The 17,574-nt window shown below is 61.1% G+C and carries 14 protein-coding genes; 9 read left to right on the forward strand and 5 right to left on the reverse strand.

What is annotated here, in order from left to right:
* The first annotated feature begins 71 nt into the window (after window positions 1-71).
* Window positions 72-1,316 carry an MFS transporter gene (locus tag C6W91_RS08520; protein WP_370570759.1) on the forward strand — a complete coding sequence of 415 codons (1,245 nt, stop codon included), beginning with the start codon at window positions 72-74 and terminating at the stop codon, window positions 1,314-1,316.
* 127 nt (window positions 1,317-1,443) lie between these two features.
* On the opposite strand, the gene C6W91_RS08525 is transcribed toward C6W91_RS08520, so the two are convergent.
* The 4 genes from C6W91_RS08525 to C6W91_RS08540 form a co-directional block, all read right to left on the reverse strand.
* Window positions 1,444-2,937 (reverse strand): methyl-accepting chemotaxis protein, encoded by a 1,494-nt coding sequence (locus C6W91_RS08525; RefSeq protein WP_370570760.1) that lies wholly within the window; start codon window positions 2,935-2,937, stop codon window positions 1,444-1,446.
* A 412-nt stretch (window positions 2,938-3,349) separates the two neighbouring features.
* Window positions 3,350-4,750, reverse strand: coding sequence for a TRAP transporter large permease (locus tag C6W91_RS08530; RefSeq protein WP_065270508.1), 1,401 nt, complete (start codon window positions 4,748-4,750; stop codon window positions 3,350-3,352).
* 9 nt (window positions 4,751-4,759) lie between these two features.
* Entirely contained in the window at window positions 4,760-5,431 is a 672-nt protein-coding gene (locus C6W91_RS08535) for a TRAP transporter small permease subunit (protein ID WP_274833432.1), read from the reverse strand.
* A gap of 81 nt (window positions 5,432-5,512) precedes the next feature.
* A complete protein-coding gene (locus C6W91_RS08540) occupies window positions 5,513-6,529 on the reverse strand; it encodes a C4-dicarboxylate TRAP transporter substrate-binding protein (RefSeq protein ID WP_065270510.1) in 1,017 nt (338 codons plus the stop codon).
* A 500-nt stretch (window positions 6,530-7,029) separates the two neighbouring features.
* Between C6W91_RS08540 and acs the strand changes: the two genes are divergently transcribed.
* The 8 genes from acs to C6W91_RS08580 all read left to right on the forward strand — a co-directional run bounded on the left by acs (window position 7,030) and on the right by C6W91_RS08580 (window position 16,428).
* Window positions 7,030-8,991 (forward strand): acetate--CoA ligase, encoded by a 1,962-nt coding sequence (gene acs, locus C6W91_RS08545; protein ID WP_065270511.1) that lies wholly within the window; start codon window positions 7,030-7,032, stop codon window positions 8,989-8,991.
* Window positions 8,992-8,995: 4 nt separating this feature from the next.
* Window positions 8,996-9,679, forward strand: a complete 684-nt coding sequence (locus tag C6W91_RS08550) for an adenylate kinase (RefSeq protein ID WP_065270512.1) — start codon at window positions 8,996-8,998, stop codon at window positions 9,677-9,679.
* A 217-nt stretch (window positions 9,680-9,896) separates the two neighbouring features.
* Window positions 9,897-10,181: a DUF4212 domain-containing protein gene (locus C6W91_RS08555; protein WP_065270513.1), complete on the forward strand. Its 285-nt coding sequence runs from the start codon at window positions 9,897-9,899 to the stop codon at window positions 10,179-10,181.
* A 2-nt stretch (window positions 10,182-10,183) separates the two neighbouring features.
* Complete coding sequence (locus tag C6W91_RS08560) at window positions 10,184-11,965, forward strand: sodium:solute symporter family protein (protein WP_274829061.1); 1,782 nt, start codon at window positions 10,184-10,186, stop codon at window positions 11,963-11,965.
* Window positions 11,966-12,093: 128 nt separating this feature from the next.
* A complete protein-coding gene (locus C6W91_RS08565) occupies window positions 12,094-13,917 on the forward strand; it encodes a DUF294 nucleotidyltransferase-like domain-containing protein (protein ID WP_370570761.1) in 1,824 nt (607 codons plus the stop codon).
* A gap of 25 nt (window positions 13,918-13,942) precedes the next feature.
* Window positions 13,943-14,458 carry a hypothetical protein gene (locus C6W91_RS08570; RefSeq protein WP_274835917.1) on the forward strand — a complete coding sequence of 172 codons (516 nt, stop codon included), beginning with the start codon at window positions 13,943-13,945 and terminating at the stop codon, window positions 14,456-14,458.
* Complete coding sequence (locus C6W91_RS08575) at window positions 14,458-15,912, forward strand: exonuclease domain-containing protein (RefSeq protein ID WP_370570762.1); 1,455 nt, start codon at window positions 14,458-14,460, stop codon at window positions 15,910-15,912. Before C6W91_RS08570 ends, C6W91_RS08575 begins: the two co-directional genes overlap by 1 nt.
* A 15-nt stretch (window positions 15,913-15,927) precedes the next feature.
* Window positions 15,928-16,428, forward strand: coding sequence for a flavin reductase family protein (locus C6W91_RS08580; RefSeq protein WP_065270518.1), 501 nt, complete (start codon window positions 15,928-15,930; stop codon window positions 16,426-16,428).
* A 96-nt stretch (window positions 16,429-16,524) separates the two neighbouring features.
* Here the strand turns inward: C6W91_RS08580 and C6W91_RS08585 are convergent, their stop codons facing one another.
* Complete coding sequence (locus tag C6W91_RS08585) at window positions 16,525-17,511, reverse strand: ABC transporter substrate-binding protein (RefSeq protein ID WP_065270519.1); 987 nt, start codon at window positions 17,509-17,511, stop codon at window positions 16,525-16,527.
* Between the last annotated feature and the right edge of the window lie 63 nt (window positions 17,512-17,574).

Genomic DNA, 17,574 nt, shown 5'->3' on the forward strand with positions numbered 1-17,574 from the left:
GCGGATCAAGGTCGATGATCGTGCAGCAACGGACCGGCGCAATTCAAGACCCCGAACTCAGGCACCGCATTATGGCGGGCTTTATCGGCAATGTCGTGGAATGGTACGACTTTGCGCTTTACGGCTATCTGGCGGGCATTATCGCGCCGGTGTTCTTTCCATCCCAAGACCCGACCGCAGGCCTGATCGCCACCTACGGTATCTTCGCGGCCGGTTTTCTGATGCGGCCACTCGGGGCAGCGGTCTTTGGCTGGTTCGGAGATCGCTATGGGCGCGCACGCACCATGCAGATTTCGGTAGCTATGATGGCGCTTCCGACCCTGTTGCTGGGCCTGCTGCCAACCTATGCGCAGGTCGGCGTTCTGGCACCGGTGCTGCTGGTTCTGGTGCGGATCCTGCAGGGCATTTCTGTCGGAGGCGAGTTTTCCTCCTCTGCGACCTATCTGGTTGAAACCGCACCGACGGGACGGCGCGGTCTTACCGGTAGCTGGGCGAATATCGGCTCCATGACTGGATCGCTCCTGGGTGTCGGCGCGGCCGCGCTGGTCACTACCCTGTTTGATGCGCAAAGCATGCAGGACGGCGCCTGGCGCCTTCCGTTTCTGGGCGGAGCATTGCTTGGCGTTACCGCCATCCTGATGCGGCGCAACCTGCATGGGTCCGAACGTTTCGGCCAACATGACGCCGCACGCGAGGATACCTCTCCCCTCTTGCAGGCCTTCACCACCAACCTGAAAGAAACCCTTCTCGCGCTGGGTTTTGCTGCCAGCTATGGGACGTGCTTTTACATCACCTTCGTCTACCTGCCGGAATGGCTGTCAGGTCAGAACTTGGTGGAGCGCAGCACAGCCTTGACCATCAACACCGCCATGACGATTCTAGTCATCCCCCTGATGCCGCTTGGCGCCATCGTCGGGGACAGGTTCCTCGCCCGGCGCACGTGGATCGCCGTGGCGCTATTGGGGCTGGGTCTCTTGAGCTGGCCAATGCACCTTTGGATGCTGCGATCTGGTGGCGCGATGCTGCCGGTCGTGCTGTTCCATGTGCTTGCCTTCGCCCTGCTTTCGGTTCCGCTTGGCTCTGGCCCGGCGTTGTTCGTAGAGATGTTCCCCGAAGAGGATCGCCTGTCTGGATATTCGGTTGCGTTCAACCTGGGGGTCGGCGTGTTTGGCGGCCTCACGCCGATGATCGCAACCAGCTTGATCGCCAGCACCGGGATCGCAACCGCCCCCGGGCTTTACATGATGCTGGCCTGCGCACTCGCAGTGTTATGCCTGGCCTTCGTCCCGGACCGCAGCCGTGCCGCGTTGCGCTGAGGCAAGCGCCGTCAACCTGCGAGGCTTGTCCGCAGAGTTCGCGCCAATCACGCGTCGCTTTGGGTTATCGGGCGCCCCCTTTCGGGCTGTTCTCCGCCCCCCACGGTCTACAGGCCGGGCATGAGCCTCAGTACCCGACGGCGCGCGGCAGCAACTCCAACGGAGCCTCCGACAGGCCCGCCCTGGTGACTCCGATAGGCACTGGTGCGTTCCCTGACACCCTGAAGGTTCCGACCAGTTCCGAAAGAACCTGCGTGTCCTGCTGCAGGGACATGATGGCAGCAGCCGTTTCCTCGACCATGGCCGCGTTCTGCTGCGTCACGGTATCAAGCTGCGAGACGCCAACCGAAATCTCAGACAGGCCTGTCGATTGAGCCCGCGCCGAATTGACGATATCAGCCGTCAGCCCCGAAACCGTCTCAATCTCCTGAACGATACTGGTAAGCACGGCCCCCGCCTGATCCACCATCGCGACGCCTGCATCGACATGCTGCGTGCTAGATGTCACGAGGCTTTTGATCTCTTTTGCGGAATTGGCGGCACGCTGCGCCAGTCCCCGCACCTCGGAGGCTACCACGGCAAAGCCACGACCGGCATCGCCTGCACGGGCGGCCTCGACCCCGGCATTCAGCGCCAGCAGGTTGGTCTGGAAGGCGATGTCGTCGATGACGCTGATGATCTGGGAAATCTGCACCGATGACTCCGAAATCTCGCGCATTTTCAGGACCGCCTGTTCGGCGACCTCATTTCCTGTTGCAGCGTTGTTCCGGGTGACGAGAACCACCTCTTCAGTCTTTGACGTCGATTCTGTTGAGGAACGCATGCTGTTGTTGATCTCTTCCACCGCCGCGGCGGTTTCTTCCAGCGTCGCCGCCTGGGTTTCGGTCCGGCGGGACAGATCCCCAGCAGACTGGCTCACCTCGCTGGCCACGCGGTTCAGATTGCCGGTCGAATCCTGAATGGTAACGATGATATCCCGCATAGAGCCCATCAACTCGTTGAACGACTGGCGCACCTGATCGTAGCGTGCGGGGTAATCGCTTTCATCGGGGCCGGGGATGCTCTGCGACAGATCCCGTTCCGACATCCGCCTAATTCCGTCACTCAGATACTTAAACGCCGTGTCCTGTTCTGCCTTCTGCGCCGCGAAATAGGCCTCAATCACCTGATAGGTGTCAAAGGCAAAGGCACGGGTCAATGTGCCAAGGATTTCCCCATGTTTGCGCTTGGCGAATTTACCCAAAAGCGCCCCAGAGCGTTCCAGCAAGCGCTGCTGGATATATGCATTGGCCCGCGAATAGCCGGAGAGGTACATCGAAAAGGGCAACTGGATCTTGAAATGCACCGTGCCGACACGTTCGGCTGAGGCGAAGTAGGCCTCGTCAAAGGTACCGGACAGAAGCCGCTGCCAGTGCTTTTTTTGCGCGGACCGGGCGTGGGCCATCACGCTGTCGTCCGGAAAGAATTGCGCGATCTCGGGATCTGCGACCGCGAACGAATAAAAGTGTTCGAGGGCATCATCAAGGATCGGCATGACCATCTTGCCAGCCCGAACCAATTGTTCGTGGTCGTTCCCCGTCAAAGCAAACTTTGCAAGGGTATCCTGAGTGTCACGCACCATTGTTTGTCCTCACTACAATTTACAAGATCTCATCGTGATACAATTTTTCACGATGAATTTGCGGAATTAGCGCCTTCAATATTTAAGATTTAGACAATTGTGTTTCTCCGATCAAAAGTGCAGATGCGTGGCTGTAACATCCAAAAGGCGTAATCAAGCGCGCTTTCGCATGTGGATTGGGATGTCTACTTACTTTTCAAACGGATAACGCTCAAAAAATGAGCAGGCAGCAAAGTGATCGCATTGCGACCGCAGTTTCATTTATCGTACATTTAACGATCGCACCGGCGTTTCGAATCAGGAAAAGCCAGTACCCCAAGGCATACCCGCTACCCATTTTCCGGCTTTCAAACAAAAAACCGCCCCTCACAGAATGAGGGACGGCATGCTTTCTTTGTGCTGCGGTTTGCGTTTATCCAGCCAGCGATGGCAGGTAGAGCACAATCCCCGGGAAGGCGACCAACAGCGCGATGGTGATGGCATCGGCGATGAAGAAGGGTGTCACGCCCTTGAACACGTCCTGCACCGTCAGGTCATCCCGTACCCCGGCCACAACAAAGCAGTTGAGACCGATTGGCGGTGTAATCAGGCAGAACTCAGCCATCTTCACCACCAGAATGCCGAACCAGATCGCACACATGGTGCCGTTCATGCCGAATGCACTATCCGCAGCCGACACGGCTTCGCCGCCGTTCAGCGCCATCACCGCAGGGTAGACAACCGGCAAGGTCAGCAGCAGCATCCCGATGGCGTCCATGAACATCCCCAGCACCGCATAGGCCAACAGGATGCAGATCAGGATCAGCATCGGCGACATCTCAAGCGAGGTGATCCAGTCCGAAAACGCGCCCGGCAGATCGGCAAAACCGAGGAAGCGCACGTAGATCAGAACGCCCCAGATGATCGAGAAGATCATCACCGCCAGTTTCGCGGTTTCCAGCAGCGCCGACTTGAGCTCGGCCCATTTCATGCCGCGCCACAGCGCCATCAGGAAGACCACAAAGGCGCCGAGTGCGCCCCCTTCTGTCGGGGTGCCCCAGGCTTCGCCAAAGGGATTGTAGACAAAGAAGATGATGATCACGACCACGAACATGATCGGCAGCGCGCCCGGCAGGGCCGCAAACCGCTGCTTCCAGGTGAAGCCTTTGACCGGTGGGCCGACGGTTTTGAAGATCATCGCGATGCCGACGATCAGCAGCCCGTAGATCACTGCGGAGAAGGCGCCGGGGATAAAGCCCGCGAGCAACAGCTTGCCCACGTCCTGTTCAACGATGATGGCGTAGATCACCAAGATCGCCGAGGGCGGGATCAGCGAGGCCAGCGTGCCCCCTGCTGCCACAACGCCAGCCGCGAACTGCTTGTTATATCCGATGGCCAGCATTTCCGGGATCGCGATCCGTGCGAACACCGCCGAGGTCGCAACAGAGGCGCCAGACACGGCGGCGAAGCCGGCGGTCGCAAAAACGGTCGAAACCGCAAGTCCGCCCGGCAACCAGGCGATCCAGCGTTTGGCTGCCTCAAACAGCGCCTTGGTCAGACCTGCGTAATAGGCCAGATAGCCGATCAGGATGAAGGTCGGGATCAGCGACAATGCCTGGCTTGAGACCTTGGAATGCGGCACCTGCCCGGCGGTTTTGACGGCAATGGTCAGCGCCTTTGTAAAGCGGGAGGGATCATAGCCGAACTTGGCCCAGAAGATCCATGTCAGCCCCACCAGACCGGCCAGAGCTGCGGCAAAGGCAACGCGCATGCCGGTGACGACCAGGATCAACAGAAAACCCGTGACCCACAGGCCGATTTCAATCGGTTCCATGTGCTTTTCCTATCCTTGAGAGTTTCGGCTGTCGGCGCTGTCGCCGGGCGCGTCGTCATGGCCGGTCAGCATCTCTGCCTCATGGGCGGCTTGCGCGGCAGCATCCTGAATCAGCGGCACAGCTGCCGGAGCGTCCAGCCCCAGAACCAGCGCCCGACCATAGGCCCAAACCTGCAGCACAAGACGCAAGCACAGAACCGAGAAGGCCACCGGCGCCAGCAATTTGGCCGGCCAGAGCGGAATACCGATGTCGATCGAGCTGTCACGGCTCCACAGGGGCGCGGCGAAATCGAACGAACGCGCAAAATGCGCCCAGCTGCCCCAGACGAGGCAGATCATCAACGCAAGGATCAACAGCACCGAGAACAGTTCGAACAGCCACAGGGCCCGGCCGCGCAGGGCACCAATCACGATATCCATACGGATATGACCACCTTCGCGCTGCACATAGGCAATGCCCATGAAGGCGATCAGCGGCATCGCCTGTTCGATCCAGTCGACATACCCCGGCAGCGGGGCGTTAAAGGCATTCCGCCCGCCCACAGAAACCACTGCCAGCACCATAAGAGAAAAGACCGCCAGACCGCTGATCAGCGCCAGCACCTGTTCGACCTGCAACAAACGTCTGTCAAGACGACTGACAAGACTGTCGTCTTCCAATACCGCGGCGTTTCCCGCCATGGCCCCCACCTTTCATTTCAAGAGAACGGAAACAAAAACAGGCCGGGAGAGTGGTCCCGGCCTGCTCCTGCAACGCGGGATTTAGTTGCCCGCGCGTGTGTCTTCCAGAGTTTTCATCACCAGGTCATAGAGTTCCTGGCCCGGAATGCCCTGAGCGGTCATGTCCTTGATCCACTGTTCACGGATCGGGTCGGCAGCCTTGGCGCGGAACGCGGCCAGCTGTTCTTCCGAGATCATGACTTTCTCAACGCCTTTTTCTTCCAGCACGCTGTCCCATTTGGTCAGCAGCTTGCCGTAGTTGTCGAGGTAATGCGCAATCGCCTCGTCAACCGAGCTGTCCAGCGCCTCACGCTCGGCATCGCTCAGCATGTCGTAGGCATCGGTGTTGACCACAACCGGGCAGTTCACGGTGCCGGGGTTCAGGTTCGCGGTCCACCAGTCTGCTTTGTTGATGGTGCCAAAGGACAGATGCGCGTGCTGCGCAAAGGCAACCGTATCAACAACGCCCGACTCCATCGCGTTATAGGCTTCGGTCGCGGGCACCGAGGTCGGGACCCCGCCCACGGCTTCGAAGGCCTTGCCCAGACCACCGGTCGCGCGCACACGCATGCCGTCGAATTCAGCCAGCTCGTCGCGGGGCTCGCCGGTGCCGACCAGGTTGTACTGGGGCATGGGCGAAGTCATCAGCAGCTTGGCATTCCAGCGCGCCAGATCCTTGGCAGCGGCGGGATGTGCATAGACAGCGTGGCTGACGGCAACTTCTTCGGCCAGGTTGTTCACGCCCAGGAACGGCAGTTCCAGCACGGTGATCGACGGGTTCTTGTCGCGGTGATAGCCGGCGCAGAACTGTGCCATTTCGAAGGCACCGATGGAGATCCCGTCCAGGTTCTCACGCGGTTTCGACAGGCCGCCATAGCTGACGTTCATGGTAAAGGCGCCATCGGTCTTTTCGCTGACCAGTTCGGCCAGTTTCTCGACATGCTCAGTAAAGGCGCGGCGTTTGCCCCAGACCGACACGTTCCATTCGGTCGCAGCGGCCTCACCGGCAATTGCAAATCCCGCGGCAGCCGCCACGGCGGCAGTCAGAAGTTTATTCATGTTGTATCTCTCCCATTCTGCGTTCCTTGCAGTCGTGGACATTGTCCTTTGGAACGCTTGCGCAGTAAGCTACCTGTAAGGCGGCGCACTGCCAAGCCCCGGCCCGGACGTTTTGCTGACAGCTCCGTGAGCCCACCTCAGAACCCGGCAAAAGGTACGGCGTGCGGATCCGCGCGCGATTTGCCGCATGTCCGTACCGACAGCAACACCCCCTCCCTTCGGAAATCTTGCACAAAAGCCCCGTACCCGCCCAGGCAGAGTGCCGGTATCGTTGACTCCCAATCACCCGTAAAAATTGGGTTTTGCACGGATTTCGCCCTGAAAATTTACAAGTGCAAGGCACGCAGGAAATTCATTCACAAACAAATCGTTACTTTCCGGCCCCTTATTCACAAATTTTCAACTTTCCCTATTATGGCCGTCGAGGAAGGAAACGGTTTGACACCCGGCCCCCGTGGCTGTCCGGTGACAAACTGAAGGGAAGTCAGGGAGGACACCAGATGACCACGCAGCCTGAAGGCAAAGTGTATCCGCCGTCGGACGACGTTGTTGCGCGCGCCCATGTGGACGCCGCCAAATACGAAGAGATGTATGCGGCCTCGATCGCAGATCCCGAAGGGTTCTGGAGTGAACAGGGCAAACGGATCGACTGGATCAAGCCTTTCACCTCGGTGAAGGATGTGAACTACAACTTCGGCAACGTGTCGATCAATTGGTATGCCGATGGCACGCTCAACGTGGCCGCCAACTGCATCGACCGCCATCTGGAGACCCGCGGCGACCAGACCGCCATCATTTTCGAGCCGGACGACCCGAACGAGGCCGCTCAGCACATCACCTACAAGGAACTGCACCGCCGCACCTGCCGGATGGCCAACATCCTGGAAACCATGGGTGTGCGCAAAGGCGACCGGGTCGTGATCTATATGCCGATGATCCCCGAGGCCGCCTATGCCATGCTGGCCTGCGCCCGGATCGGCGCCATCCACTCCATCGTCTTTGCCGGCTTCAGCCCCGATGCGCTGGCGGCACGGATCAACGGGTCGGACGCCAAGGTTGTCATCACCGCCGACGAAGCCCCCCGTGGTGGCCGCAAGACGCCGCTGAAATCCAATGCCGATGCGGCGCTGCTGCATTGCAAGGACACGGTGAAATGCCTCGTGGTGAAACGCACCGGCGGCCAGACCACCTGGATCGACGGGCGCGATTACGATTACAACGAGATGGCGATCGAGGCGAACGACTACTGCAAGCCCGCCGAGATGAACGCTGAGGATCCGCTGTTCATCCTCTATACCTCCGGCTCGACCGGTCAGCCCAAGGGCGTGGTGCACACCACCGGTGGCTATCTGGTCTATGCGGCGATGACGCATGAGATTACCTTTGATTACCACGATGGCGATATCTACTGGTGTACCGCCGATGTGGGCTGGGTCACCGGCCACAGCTATATCGTCTATGGTCCGCTGGCCAATGGTGCCACCACGCTGATGTTTGAAGGCGTGCCGACCTACCCCGACGCCAGCCGCTTCTGGCAGGTCTGCGAAAAGCACAAGGTCAACCAGTTCTACACCGCCCCCACCGCTCTGCGCGCGCTGATGGGTCAGGGCAACGAATGGGTCGAAAAATGCGATCTGTCCTCGCTGCGCCTGCTGGGCACAGTGGGTGAGCCGATCAACCCGGAAGCCTGGAACTGGTACAATGATGTCGTTGGCAAGGGCAAATGCCCCATCGTCGACACCTGGTGGCAGACCGAAACCGGCGGTCACCTGATGACCCCCCTGCCCGGCGCCCATGCGCTGAAACCCGGCGCGGCGATGAAGCCCTTCTTTGGCGTCAAACCGGTGGTTCTGGACCCGCAATCCGGCGAAGAGATCGAAGGCAACGGTGTCGAGGGCGTTCTCTGCATCAAGGACAGCTGGCCCGGCCAGATGCGCACCGTCTGGGGCGATCACGAACGGTTCGAGAAGACCTATTTCGCCGACTACAAAGGCTATTACTTCACCGGTGACGGCTGCCGCCGCGACGCAGATGGCGATTACTGGATCACCGGTCGTGTCGATGATGTGATCAACGTCTCCGGTCACCGCATGGGCACCGCCGAGGTCGAAAGTGCGCTGGTGGCGCATGCCGCAGTGGCCGAGGCCGCCGTGGTGGGCTACCCGCATGAGATCAAGGGACAGGGCATCTATTGCTATGTCACCCTGATGAACGACCGCGAGCCTTCGGACGAGCTGCTGAAGGAGCTGCGCACCTGGGTTCGGACCGAGATCGGCCCAATTGCCAGCCCGGACGTGATCCAATGGGCGCCCGGCCTGCCGAAAACCCGCTCGGGCAAGATCATGCGCCGCATCCTGCGCAAGATCGCTGAAAACGACTTTGCCTCGCTGGGCGATACCTCGACCCTCGCCGATCCGTCGGTGGTGGACGATCTGATCGCCAACCGCGCAAACAAGGGGTAACCGCATGTCGACGAATGTGATGACCCGCCCTGCCGTTCTGATCCTTCTCGGCCCTCCGGGCGCCGGGAAGGGCACACAGGCCCGCATGCTGGAAGACAGCTTTGGTCTGGTGCAGCTGTCGACCGGTGATCTGCTGCGCGCCGCCGTGGCTGCAGGCACCGAGGCCGGCAAAGCCGCGAAATCGGTGATGGAATCCGGTGGTCTGGTCTCTGATGAGATCGTGATCGCCATCCTGCGCGACCGTCTGGGCGAACCCGACTGCGCCAAGGGCGTGATCCTTGATGGTTTCCCCCGCACCGCCGTTCAGGCCGAGGCGCTGGATGCGCTGCTGTCCGAAACCGGCCAAAAGATCAACGCTGCCATCAGCCTCGAGGTCGACGACGATGCCATGGTGACCCGCGTCGCCGGGCGCTACACCTGCGGCGGCTGCGGCGAAGGCTATCACGACACGTTTAAACAGCCGAAAGTGGCTGGCACCTGCGACAAATGCGGCGGCACCGAGATGAAGCGGCGCGCCGATGACAATGCCGAAACCGTGGCAAGCCGTCTTGCGGCCTATCACGAACAGACAGCCCCGCTGATCGCTTATTACGACGGCAAGGGCGTGCTGCAGAAGATCGACGCCATGGGCCAGATCGATGCAGTCGCCGAAGGGTTGGCAAAGATTGTAAAGACCGCCGCGCCCTAGGCCCGGCCAAGACCCGGATCCCCGGTCGGCTCTGCGGCCGCCGGGGGGCCATCCCAAACCCTGAAATACCCGATGGACCCGCCAAAGCCCGCTTTGGCGACCAAAGGACTAATGCCTGATACCTGCCAGTTTCAACGCGGGCAACGCAGGCAAACAGAGAAGGCTTGCCCAGCGCCCGGCGCAAGGCAGGCAGAACCCGTAGCAAGGAGGAGCCGCCATGGCGGACCACACAACCAATGCCGCAAAGGCAGCCGAGGCCGACAAGGGCTATTGGCAGGCCAATGTGCGCATCATTCTCATCAGCCTGGTGATCTGGGCTGTCGTTTCATTCGGTTTCGGCATTCTGCTGCGCCCGATGCTCTCGGGCATCGCCGTCGGCGGCACCGACCTGGGCTTCTGGTTTGCCCAGCAGGGATCGATCCTGGTCTTCCTGGGCCTGATCTTTTTCTACGCCTGGCGAATGAACCGTCTCGACCGTGAATTCGGCGTCGAGGAGGAATGATCATGGATCAGTTTACCATCAACCTGCTGTTCGTGGGCGCGTCCTTTGCGCTCTATATCGGCATCGCGATCTGGGCCCGTGCTGGCTCCACATCTGAATTCTACGCGGCCGGCCGGGGTGTGCATCCCGTCACCAACGGCATGGCCACGGCAGCGGACTGGATGTCGGCAGCCTCCTTCATCTCGATGGCGGGTCTCATCGCCTTTACCGGCTATGACAACTCCTCCTTCCTGATGGGCTGGACCGGTGGCTACGTGCTGCTGGCACTGCTGCTGGCGCCTTACCTGCGCAAGTTCGGCAAGTTCACCGTGTCGGAATTTATCGGCGACCGCTTCTACAGCCCCACCGCGCGTATCGTGGCGGTGATCTGCCTCATCGTCGCCTCCACCACCTACGTGATCGGTCAGATGACTGGCGTGGGCGTTGCCTTTGGTCGCTTCCTTGAGGTGTCCAACACCGCCGGTCTCTTGATCGGTGCCTGTGTGGTCTTTGCCTATGCGGTCTTCGGCGGCATGAAGGGCGTGACCTATACGCAGGTCGCGCAATATGTCGTGCTGATCATGGCCTATACAATTCCGGCCATCTTCATCTCGCTGCAACTCACTGGCAACCCGATCCCGGCGCTGGGACTCTTTGGCGATCACGTTGCCTCGGGTGAGCCTCTTCTGGCGAAACTCGACGCCATCGTGCGCGAGCTGGGTTTCAATGAATATACCGCCCACCACGCCGATACGCTGAACATGGTGCTGTTCACCCTGTCGCTGATGATCGGTACAGCCGGTCTGCCGCACGTGATCATGCGCTTCTTCACCGTTCCCAAGGTGTCCGATGCACGCTGGTCCGCAGGCTGGGCGCTGGTCTTCATCGCGCTGCTGTATCTGACTGCCCCGGCTGTTGGCGCCATGGCGCGTCTCAACATCACCGACATGATGTGGCCCAATGGCACAAACAGCGAAGCGGTCTCGGTCGAGCAGATCGAGAATGACGCCCGCTATGACTGGATGGCCACCTGGCAGAAAACCGGCCTGCTGGACTGGGAAGACAAGAACGGCGACGGCAAGATCCAGTATTACAACGACAAGAACGCCGAGATGCAGGCCAAAGCCGAGGAGAACGGCTGGCAGGGTAATGAGCTGACCAAGTTCAACCGGGATATCCTGGTGCTGGCCAACCCCGAAATCGCCAACCTGCCCTCTTGGGTGATCGGTCTGGTGGCTGCAGGCGGTCTGGCGGCGGCGCTGTCTACTGCGGCGGGTCTGCTGCTGGCGATCTCTTCGGCGGTGTCGCACGACCTGATCAAGGGCTCGATCAATCCGAACATCTCGGAAAAAGGCGAGCTTCTTTCGGCCCGTGTTGCCATGGCCGTTGCCATCGCGGTGGCCACCTATCTGGGCCTCAACCCTCCGGGCTTTGCAGCGCAGACCGTGGCGTTGGCCTTTGGTCTGGCGGCGGCCTCGATCTTCCCGGCGCTGATGATGGGCATCTTCACCAAGGTGAACAACAAGGGCGCGGTTGCAGGCATGATCGCAGGTCTGCTGGTCACGCTGATCTATATCTTCCTGCATAAGGGCTGGTTCTTCATCCCTGGCACGAACAGCTTCACGGATGCAGATCCGCTGCTGGGCACCATCAAATCCACCTCCTTTGGTGCGGTTGGCGCGATGGTGAACTTTGCGGTGGCCTATTTTGTGTCCAAATCGACCGACGCCATCCCGGCCGAGATCGAAGAGCTGGTGGAAAGCGTCCGCATCCCGCGCGGTGCAGGTGCTGCCCAGGACCACTGATCGAGGGTTTCCTCCCCGGGCGGGCCGCCTCCCTCGGTATTCTGGCCCGCCCTCTTTTCCTCACCATCCTGTCCGGGCACACTCGGGCAGGATGACTTTTATCCCGGCTTATCCAACAGGCTTTTGACATGCCCCTTTCCCCAGACGGTCTGATCCAGTTTCTGAAGACGGTTCACCCCTATGACAGCCTGGACGCCGCGCGCCTTGCGCAGCTTGCCCCCAAGTTCGAGGTGATCCACGCCAATGCAGGCGAAGAGATCTATGCCCTTGGTGCGCCAATGCAGGGTCTCTACCTCGTGCATCACGGCGAGGTGGAAGTCTTTGACGAGAATGGTATGGCCGTCTCCATCCTTGGGCCACGCAATTCCTTTGGCGAGCGTGGTCTCACCCGGGACGGCATCGCCGTCACCACCGCCTCTGCCAGCACCGAGAGCGCGCTTTTGCTCCTGCCGCGCGCCGATTTCGATGCGCTGATGCAGGCCGAACCCAAGGTCGCGCGCTTTTTCGACCGCCGCCGCCCCGGCGGACCTGCGCAAAGCAGCCTAGCCACCCGCCGAGTTGCGGATTTCATGGCCACGCAGCCGATCACCTGCTCCAGCGGCCTCACCTGTCAAAGCGCCGCGCAACTGATGCGGGAGCATCATATCTCTTCGGTCTGCGTGACCGATGGAGACACGCTGGAAGGCATTCTCACCAACCGCGACCTGACCGAAAAGGTTCTGGCAGAGGGCCTGCCCATCTCCACCCCCGTTGCGCGGATCATGACGCGCGATCCACTGACGCTGCCTTCCTCAGCCATCGCATCCGATGTGCTGCACGCGATGATGGAGCATCGGATCGGCCATGTTCCCGTGGTGGATGCCGGCAAGCTGTCGGGGATCGTCACCCAGACCGACCTGACGCGCCTTCAGGCGATGAGCTCGGCCGAGATGATTGCCGAAATCGCCAGCGCCCCGGATGCCGCTGCCATGGCCAGGGTCACCGACCGTATCCCGGCCCTGCTGATGCAGCTGGTGGCAGGTGGCAACCGGCACGAGGTGGTCACCCGCCTGATCACCGATATCGCCGATGCCGCCACCCGGCGCCTGCTGGCGCTGGCTGAAGAGCGCCTTGGACCACCGCCCGTGCCTTACCTGTGGCTGGCCTGCGGGTCGCAGGGGCGGCAGGAACAGACCGGCGTATCCGATCAGGACAACTGCCTGATGATCGACGATACCATGCAAGAGGATGACGCCCCCTATTTCGAGGCGCTGGCGCAATTTGTCTGCGACGGGCTCAATACCTGCGGCTATGTCTATTGCCCCGGCGACATGATGGCGACCACCCCGCGCTGGCGTCAGCCCCTGCGCATATGGCGGCAGTATTTTGATGGCTGGATCAAGACCCCCGATCCCATGGCGCAGATGCTGGCTTCGGTGATGTTTGACCTGCGCCCCATCGGCGGCAACCGTGATCTGTTCAACGGATTGCAAGAGGAAGTGCTGCAGGCGGCCAGTGCCAACTCCATCTTTACCGCCCATATGATTTCGAATTCGCTGAAACACACGCCGCCGCTTGGTCTCTTGCGCGGGATTGCCACTATCCGCTCGGGTGAGCATCGCAATACGCTGGATCTGAAACACAATGGCGTGGTGCCAGTGGTCGATCTGGGGCGGATCTATGCCTTGCAGGCGCGGCTCACCCCGGTCAACACCCGTGCCCGGCTGGAGGCGGCGGCGCTGACCTCGGCTCTGAGCCCTTCCGGCGCGCGGGATCTGCTGGATGCCTATGACCTGATTGCCGAAACCCGGCTGACCCATCAGGCAGACCAGATTCGCAGCGGTACAGCACCCGACAACTTCCTGGCGCCCTCCGATCTGTCAGATTTTGAGCGAAGTCACCTGCGCGACGCCTTTGTTGTGGTAAAGACCATGCAATCGGCGCTGGGACACGGCAAGGGAATGCTGGGCTGAGGCCCGCAACGAGGGAGGAACACGGATGTTTCTGGAACTGATCGCGGTGATTTTTGCCGGTATTGCCGTGGCAGGCGTCGTCATGCTGGCGGGACGGATCAGCGGCGGACGGCTGCCAAAATGGCTGGCGCCTGTGGCCGCTGCCCTGGCAATGATCGGCGTTACCATTGCTTCGGAATACGGCTGGTATGATCGCACCCGCGCGTCCCTGCCCGATGGGGTCGTGGTGGCTGAAACCGGTCAGAACCGCAGCCTTTACCGGCCCTGGACCTATCTTGTGCCCTATACTGAACGGTTCGCCGCGGTTGATGTGGCCAGCGCGAAACGCCATGCCGAGCTGCCCGGGCAATATCTGGCAGAAGTCTATTTCTTTGGCCGCTGGTCCCCTGTCAGCACCCTGACCGCGCGGCTGGACTGCACCGGCTGGCGCCGCGCCGTGGTGGCCTCAGGCAGCGCCTTTGGCACGAGTGATGCGGCGGTGGACTGGATCACCCCGCCCGAGGATGACGGCCTTCTGACCACATTCTGCGGAGCGGTCTGATGCTGACACGGCTGAGCCTCAGACTGCGGATCTTCCTGTTTTTCTGCCTGATCGCGCTTGCCGCAATCGCCGCCGTCGTGTTCGCCCTGTGGATCGGTTATACCCGGGCCGCCGCGCCAGAGCTTTTGGATGCCTTCGTGTTTTCCGGCGCGCTCAGCCTCTTTGCCATCCTTGGGATTTGCGCCGGGATCTGGCTTCTGTTCGATGAAAACGTCGCCAAGCCGATCGAACGGCTGGCCGCACATCTGCGCGCGCGCGCCCACGGCGGCGTCACTTCTGCGCTGGATCAAAGCACGGCCCGCTACCTTGGCGATTTGGCCCCGGCGGCCTCGGATCTGGCTGGTCAGCTGGGCGCCGCGACCCTCTCTACCGCCGAGGCTATCGCCCGCGAAACCGCGCGGCTGGAAGCGGAAAAGGCGCGGCTGACAACGCTACTCTCCGAGGTGCCCGTTGCTACCGTGATGGCGGCGCCCGATCACCGGATCGTTCTATATGACGCGCAGGCCGCGGCGGTTCTGTCCCAGATCGCCCCTGCCCGCCTAGGAGCCTCGCTGGGTGACTACCTCGAACGCGACCTGCTGGAGGCCGCCCATAGGAAAATGATCCGCACCGGCAAGGAGGTCAGCGCCCGTATCACCGGCACCGATAGGCGCCAGACCTATGGCGTGCAGCTGAAACCGCTCGGGGATTCGCATGGCTATGTGGTGATCTTTGACAGCGCCGAGGCGGAAATCCCACCCGAGGCCGCCCGCCCGCTGATCTATGATTTTGCCCTGCTCAATCCCGCGACGCGCAGGATCGAGGACAGGCCCCTGTCCGATCTGTCCTTTGCCGTGTTTGACACCGAAACCACTGGTCTGCTGCCGCATAAGGACCACGTTGTGCAGTTGGGTGCGCTGCGGGTTCTGCGCGGCCGCATCGTCGAAGGTGAAACTCTGGACCTGCTGGTCAATCCCGGCGCGCCGATCCCGGCGGCCTCCACCCGGGTGCATGGCGTTACCAATGCCATGGTGAAAAACGCCCCCGACATCACAAGCGTTTCTGCCACCTTCCATCATTTCGCGACGGACGCGGTAATCGTCGCGCATAATGCGCCCTTTGACATGGCATTCCTACGCCGCGCCGCCAAGAAAAGCGGCCTGACATGGGATCACCCGGTACTGGATACGGTGCTGCTGAGCGCGGTCCTGTTCGGCGCCTCGGTGCCGCATACGCTGGATGCACTCTGTGAGAGGCTGGATGTGAGCATCCCCGCGGCACTGCGGCATACCGCGCTTGGCGATGCCCGCGCCACAGCCGAGGTCCTGTGCCGGATGCTGCCGATGCTGGAAGCGCGCGGGTTTACCACGTTGGGGGATGTGATCGCGCAGACACGCCAGCACGGTCGCCTTTTGCAGGACCTGAACCCTGTAGACAAACAGGGCGACGCATGGCAGGTCGGGAGCAAGACCTGACAGAAGGCGCGCGACATGCCGGAAACCACAATCACCCCCGGCCCGGAGACCCTCCGGGCCTATCGCGACGCACTGGGATGTTTCGCGACTGGCGTCACCGTGATCACCACCTTGACGGAAAACGGGCCGCTGGCGATCACCGCCAACAGTTTCACCTCGGTGTCGATGGATCCGCCCCTTCTGCTCTGGTGCCCGGCGCGCAGTTCCCTGCGGCACGATGCCTTTGTTTCGGCGCAGCGATTTTCCATTCATGTGATGGCGCAGGACCAACTGGATCTGGCGATCCATTTCGCACGCAGCGGCGATGATTTCGCCCCGGTCGACTGGCAAGCCGCCGAGGATGGGACACCACACCTTGATGGAGTGATTGCGCGGTTTGACTGCGCCGCCCACAGCGCCCATCACGCGGGCGATCACACGATCATCCTCGGCCAGGTGACCGGCTTCACCAGGCAGGCGGGCAAAGGGCTGGTCTTCAAACAGGGGCTTTACGGCGGTTTCCTGGAACAATCCTGAGGCGCCAGCCCCGCCACGACCATACGGGCATGAAAAAACCCGCCACTGCAGGGCGCAGCGGCGGGTCAGTTTTGTCCGGGACGTGCCCGAAAAGCCTTATTTCAGGGCTGCATCGGTGATGGCATGGGTCCAGGCGCCTTCGGGTGTCTTGGTGATCACCGGCGCGGAACCGCCTGTCAGCAGGGTTTCAACCGTGCGCTCATAGTCGGCCACATCCAGCGCACCGTTGCTGCCCGCGGTCAGCTTGGCAACTTCGCTCATCATGCGCTTCTGGTGCATTTCGGTCTGTGCGCCCGAGGCGTCGTTGTCCAGAACGATCTCAGCCGCTTCATCCGGGTTCGACTCGGCGTATTTCCAGCCTTTCATAGAGGCGCGCACGAAACGCTCCATCTTGTCGGTGAAGGCTTCGTCGCTGAGGTTTTCCTCAAGCACATAAAGACCGTCTTCCAGCGTCGCGACGCCCTGATCTTCGTACTTGAAGGTCACCAGCTCATCCGGGGAGACGCCTGCGTCAATGACCTGCCAGTATTCGTTATAGGTCATGGTCGAGATGCAGTCGGCCTGACGCTGCAGCAGCGGGTCCACGTTGAAGCCCTGCTTCAGCACTTCGACGCCCATCTCACCCTTGCCTTCGGTGGAGATGCCCAGCTTGCTCATCCAGCTCATGAAGGGGAATTCATTTCCGAAGAACCACACGCCCAGGGTCCTGTTGGCCAGGTCCGCAGGCTCGGAAATGCCGGTGTCTTTCCAGCAGGTCAGCATCATGCCCGAGGATTTGAACGGCTGTGCGATATTGACCAGCGGCAGGCCCTTTTCGCGGGCTGCCAGCGCGGCAGGCATCCATTCGACGGTCACGTCAGCGCCGCCACCTGCGATCACCTGCGTCGGAGCGATGTCCGGGCCGCCGGGCAGGATGGTGACGTTCAGGTCTTCTTCTTCGTAAAACCCTTTGTCGAGCGCCACGTAATAGCCAGCGAACTGTGCCTGTGTCACCCATTTCAACTGCAGCTTAACGTCGTCGGCTGCCTGCGCGGCTCCGGCTGCGCCAAGCGCCAGCGCGGCGGCTGTCAGAATGTGTTTCATTGGTAGGTTCTCCCTGTTGTTATGGATAGAGCTTGCGCGAATTTGACCATTTGTTCAAAGTTT

Origin of the sequence: Phaeobacter sp. SYSU ZJ3003 (assembly GCF_041300735.1) — a bacterium.
GTDB classification, from domain to species: Bacteria; Pseudomonadota; Alphaproteobacteria; order Rhodobacterales; family Rhodobacteraceae; genus Phycobacter; species Phycobacter gallaeciensis_A.

Coding starts and splice junctions, on each gene's coding strand:
- C6W91_RS08525 (WP_370570760.1), bottom strand. CDS start 2,937: ATGGTGCGTGACACTCAGGATACCCTTGCAAAGTTTGCTTTGACGGGG.
- C6W91_RS08570 (WP_274835917.1), top strand. CDS start 13,943: ATGTTTCTGGAACTGATCGCGGTGATTTTTGCCGGTATTGCCGTGGCA.
- C6W91_RS08550 (WP_065270512.1), top strand. CDS start 8,996: ATGTCGACGAATGTGATGACCCGCCCTGCCGTTCTGATCCTTCTCGGC.
- C6W91_RS08565 (WP_370570761.1), top strand. CDS start 12,094: ATGCCCCTTTCCCCAGACGGTCTGATCCAGTTTCTGAAGACGGTTCAC.
- C6W91_RS08555 (WP_065270513.1), top strand. CDS start 9,897: ATGGCGGACCACACAACCAATGCCGCAAAGGCAGCCGAGGCCGACAAG.
- C6W91_RS08520 (WP_370570759.1), top strand. CDS start 72: ATGGCGGGCTTTATCGGCAATGTCGTGGAATGGTACGACTTTGCGCTT.
- acs (WP_065270511.1), top strand. CDS start 7,030: ATGACCACGCAGCCTGAAGGCAAAGTGTATCCGCCGTCGGACGACGTT.
- C6W91_RS08580 (WP_065270518.1), top strand. CDS start 15,928: ATGCCGGAAACCACAATCACCCCCGGCCCGGAGACCCTCCGGGCCTAT.
- C6W91_RS08560 (WP_274829061.1), top strand. CDS start 10,184: ATGGATCAGTTTACCATCAACCTGCTGTTCGTGGGCGCGTCCTTTGCG.
- C6W91_RS08575 (WP_370570762.1), top strand. CDS start 14,458: ATGCTGACACGGCTGAGCCTCAGACTGCGGATCTTCCTGTTTTTCTGC.
- C6W91_RS08530 (WP_065270508.1), bottom strand. CDS start 4,750: ATGGAACCGATTGAAATCGGCCTGTGGGTCACGGGTTTTCTGTTGATC.
- C6W91_RS08540 (WP_065270510.1), bottom strand. CDS start 6,529: ATGAATAAACTTCTGACTGCCGCCGTGGCGGCTGCCGCGGGATTTGCA.
- C6W91_RS08535 (WP_274833432.1), bottom strand. CDS start 5,431: ATGGCGGGAAACGCCGCGGTATTGGAAGACGACAGTCTTGTCAGTCGT.
- C6W91_RS08585 (WP_065270519.1), bottom strand. CDS start 17,511: ATGAAACACATTCTGACAGCCGCCGCGCTGGCGCTTGGCGCAGCCGGA.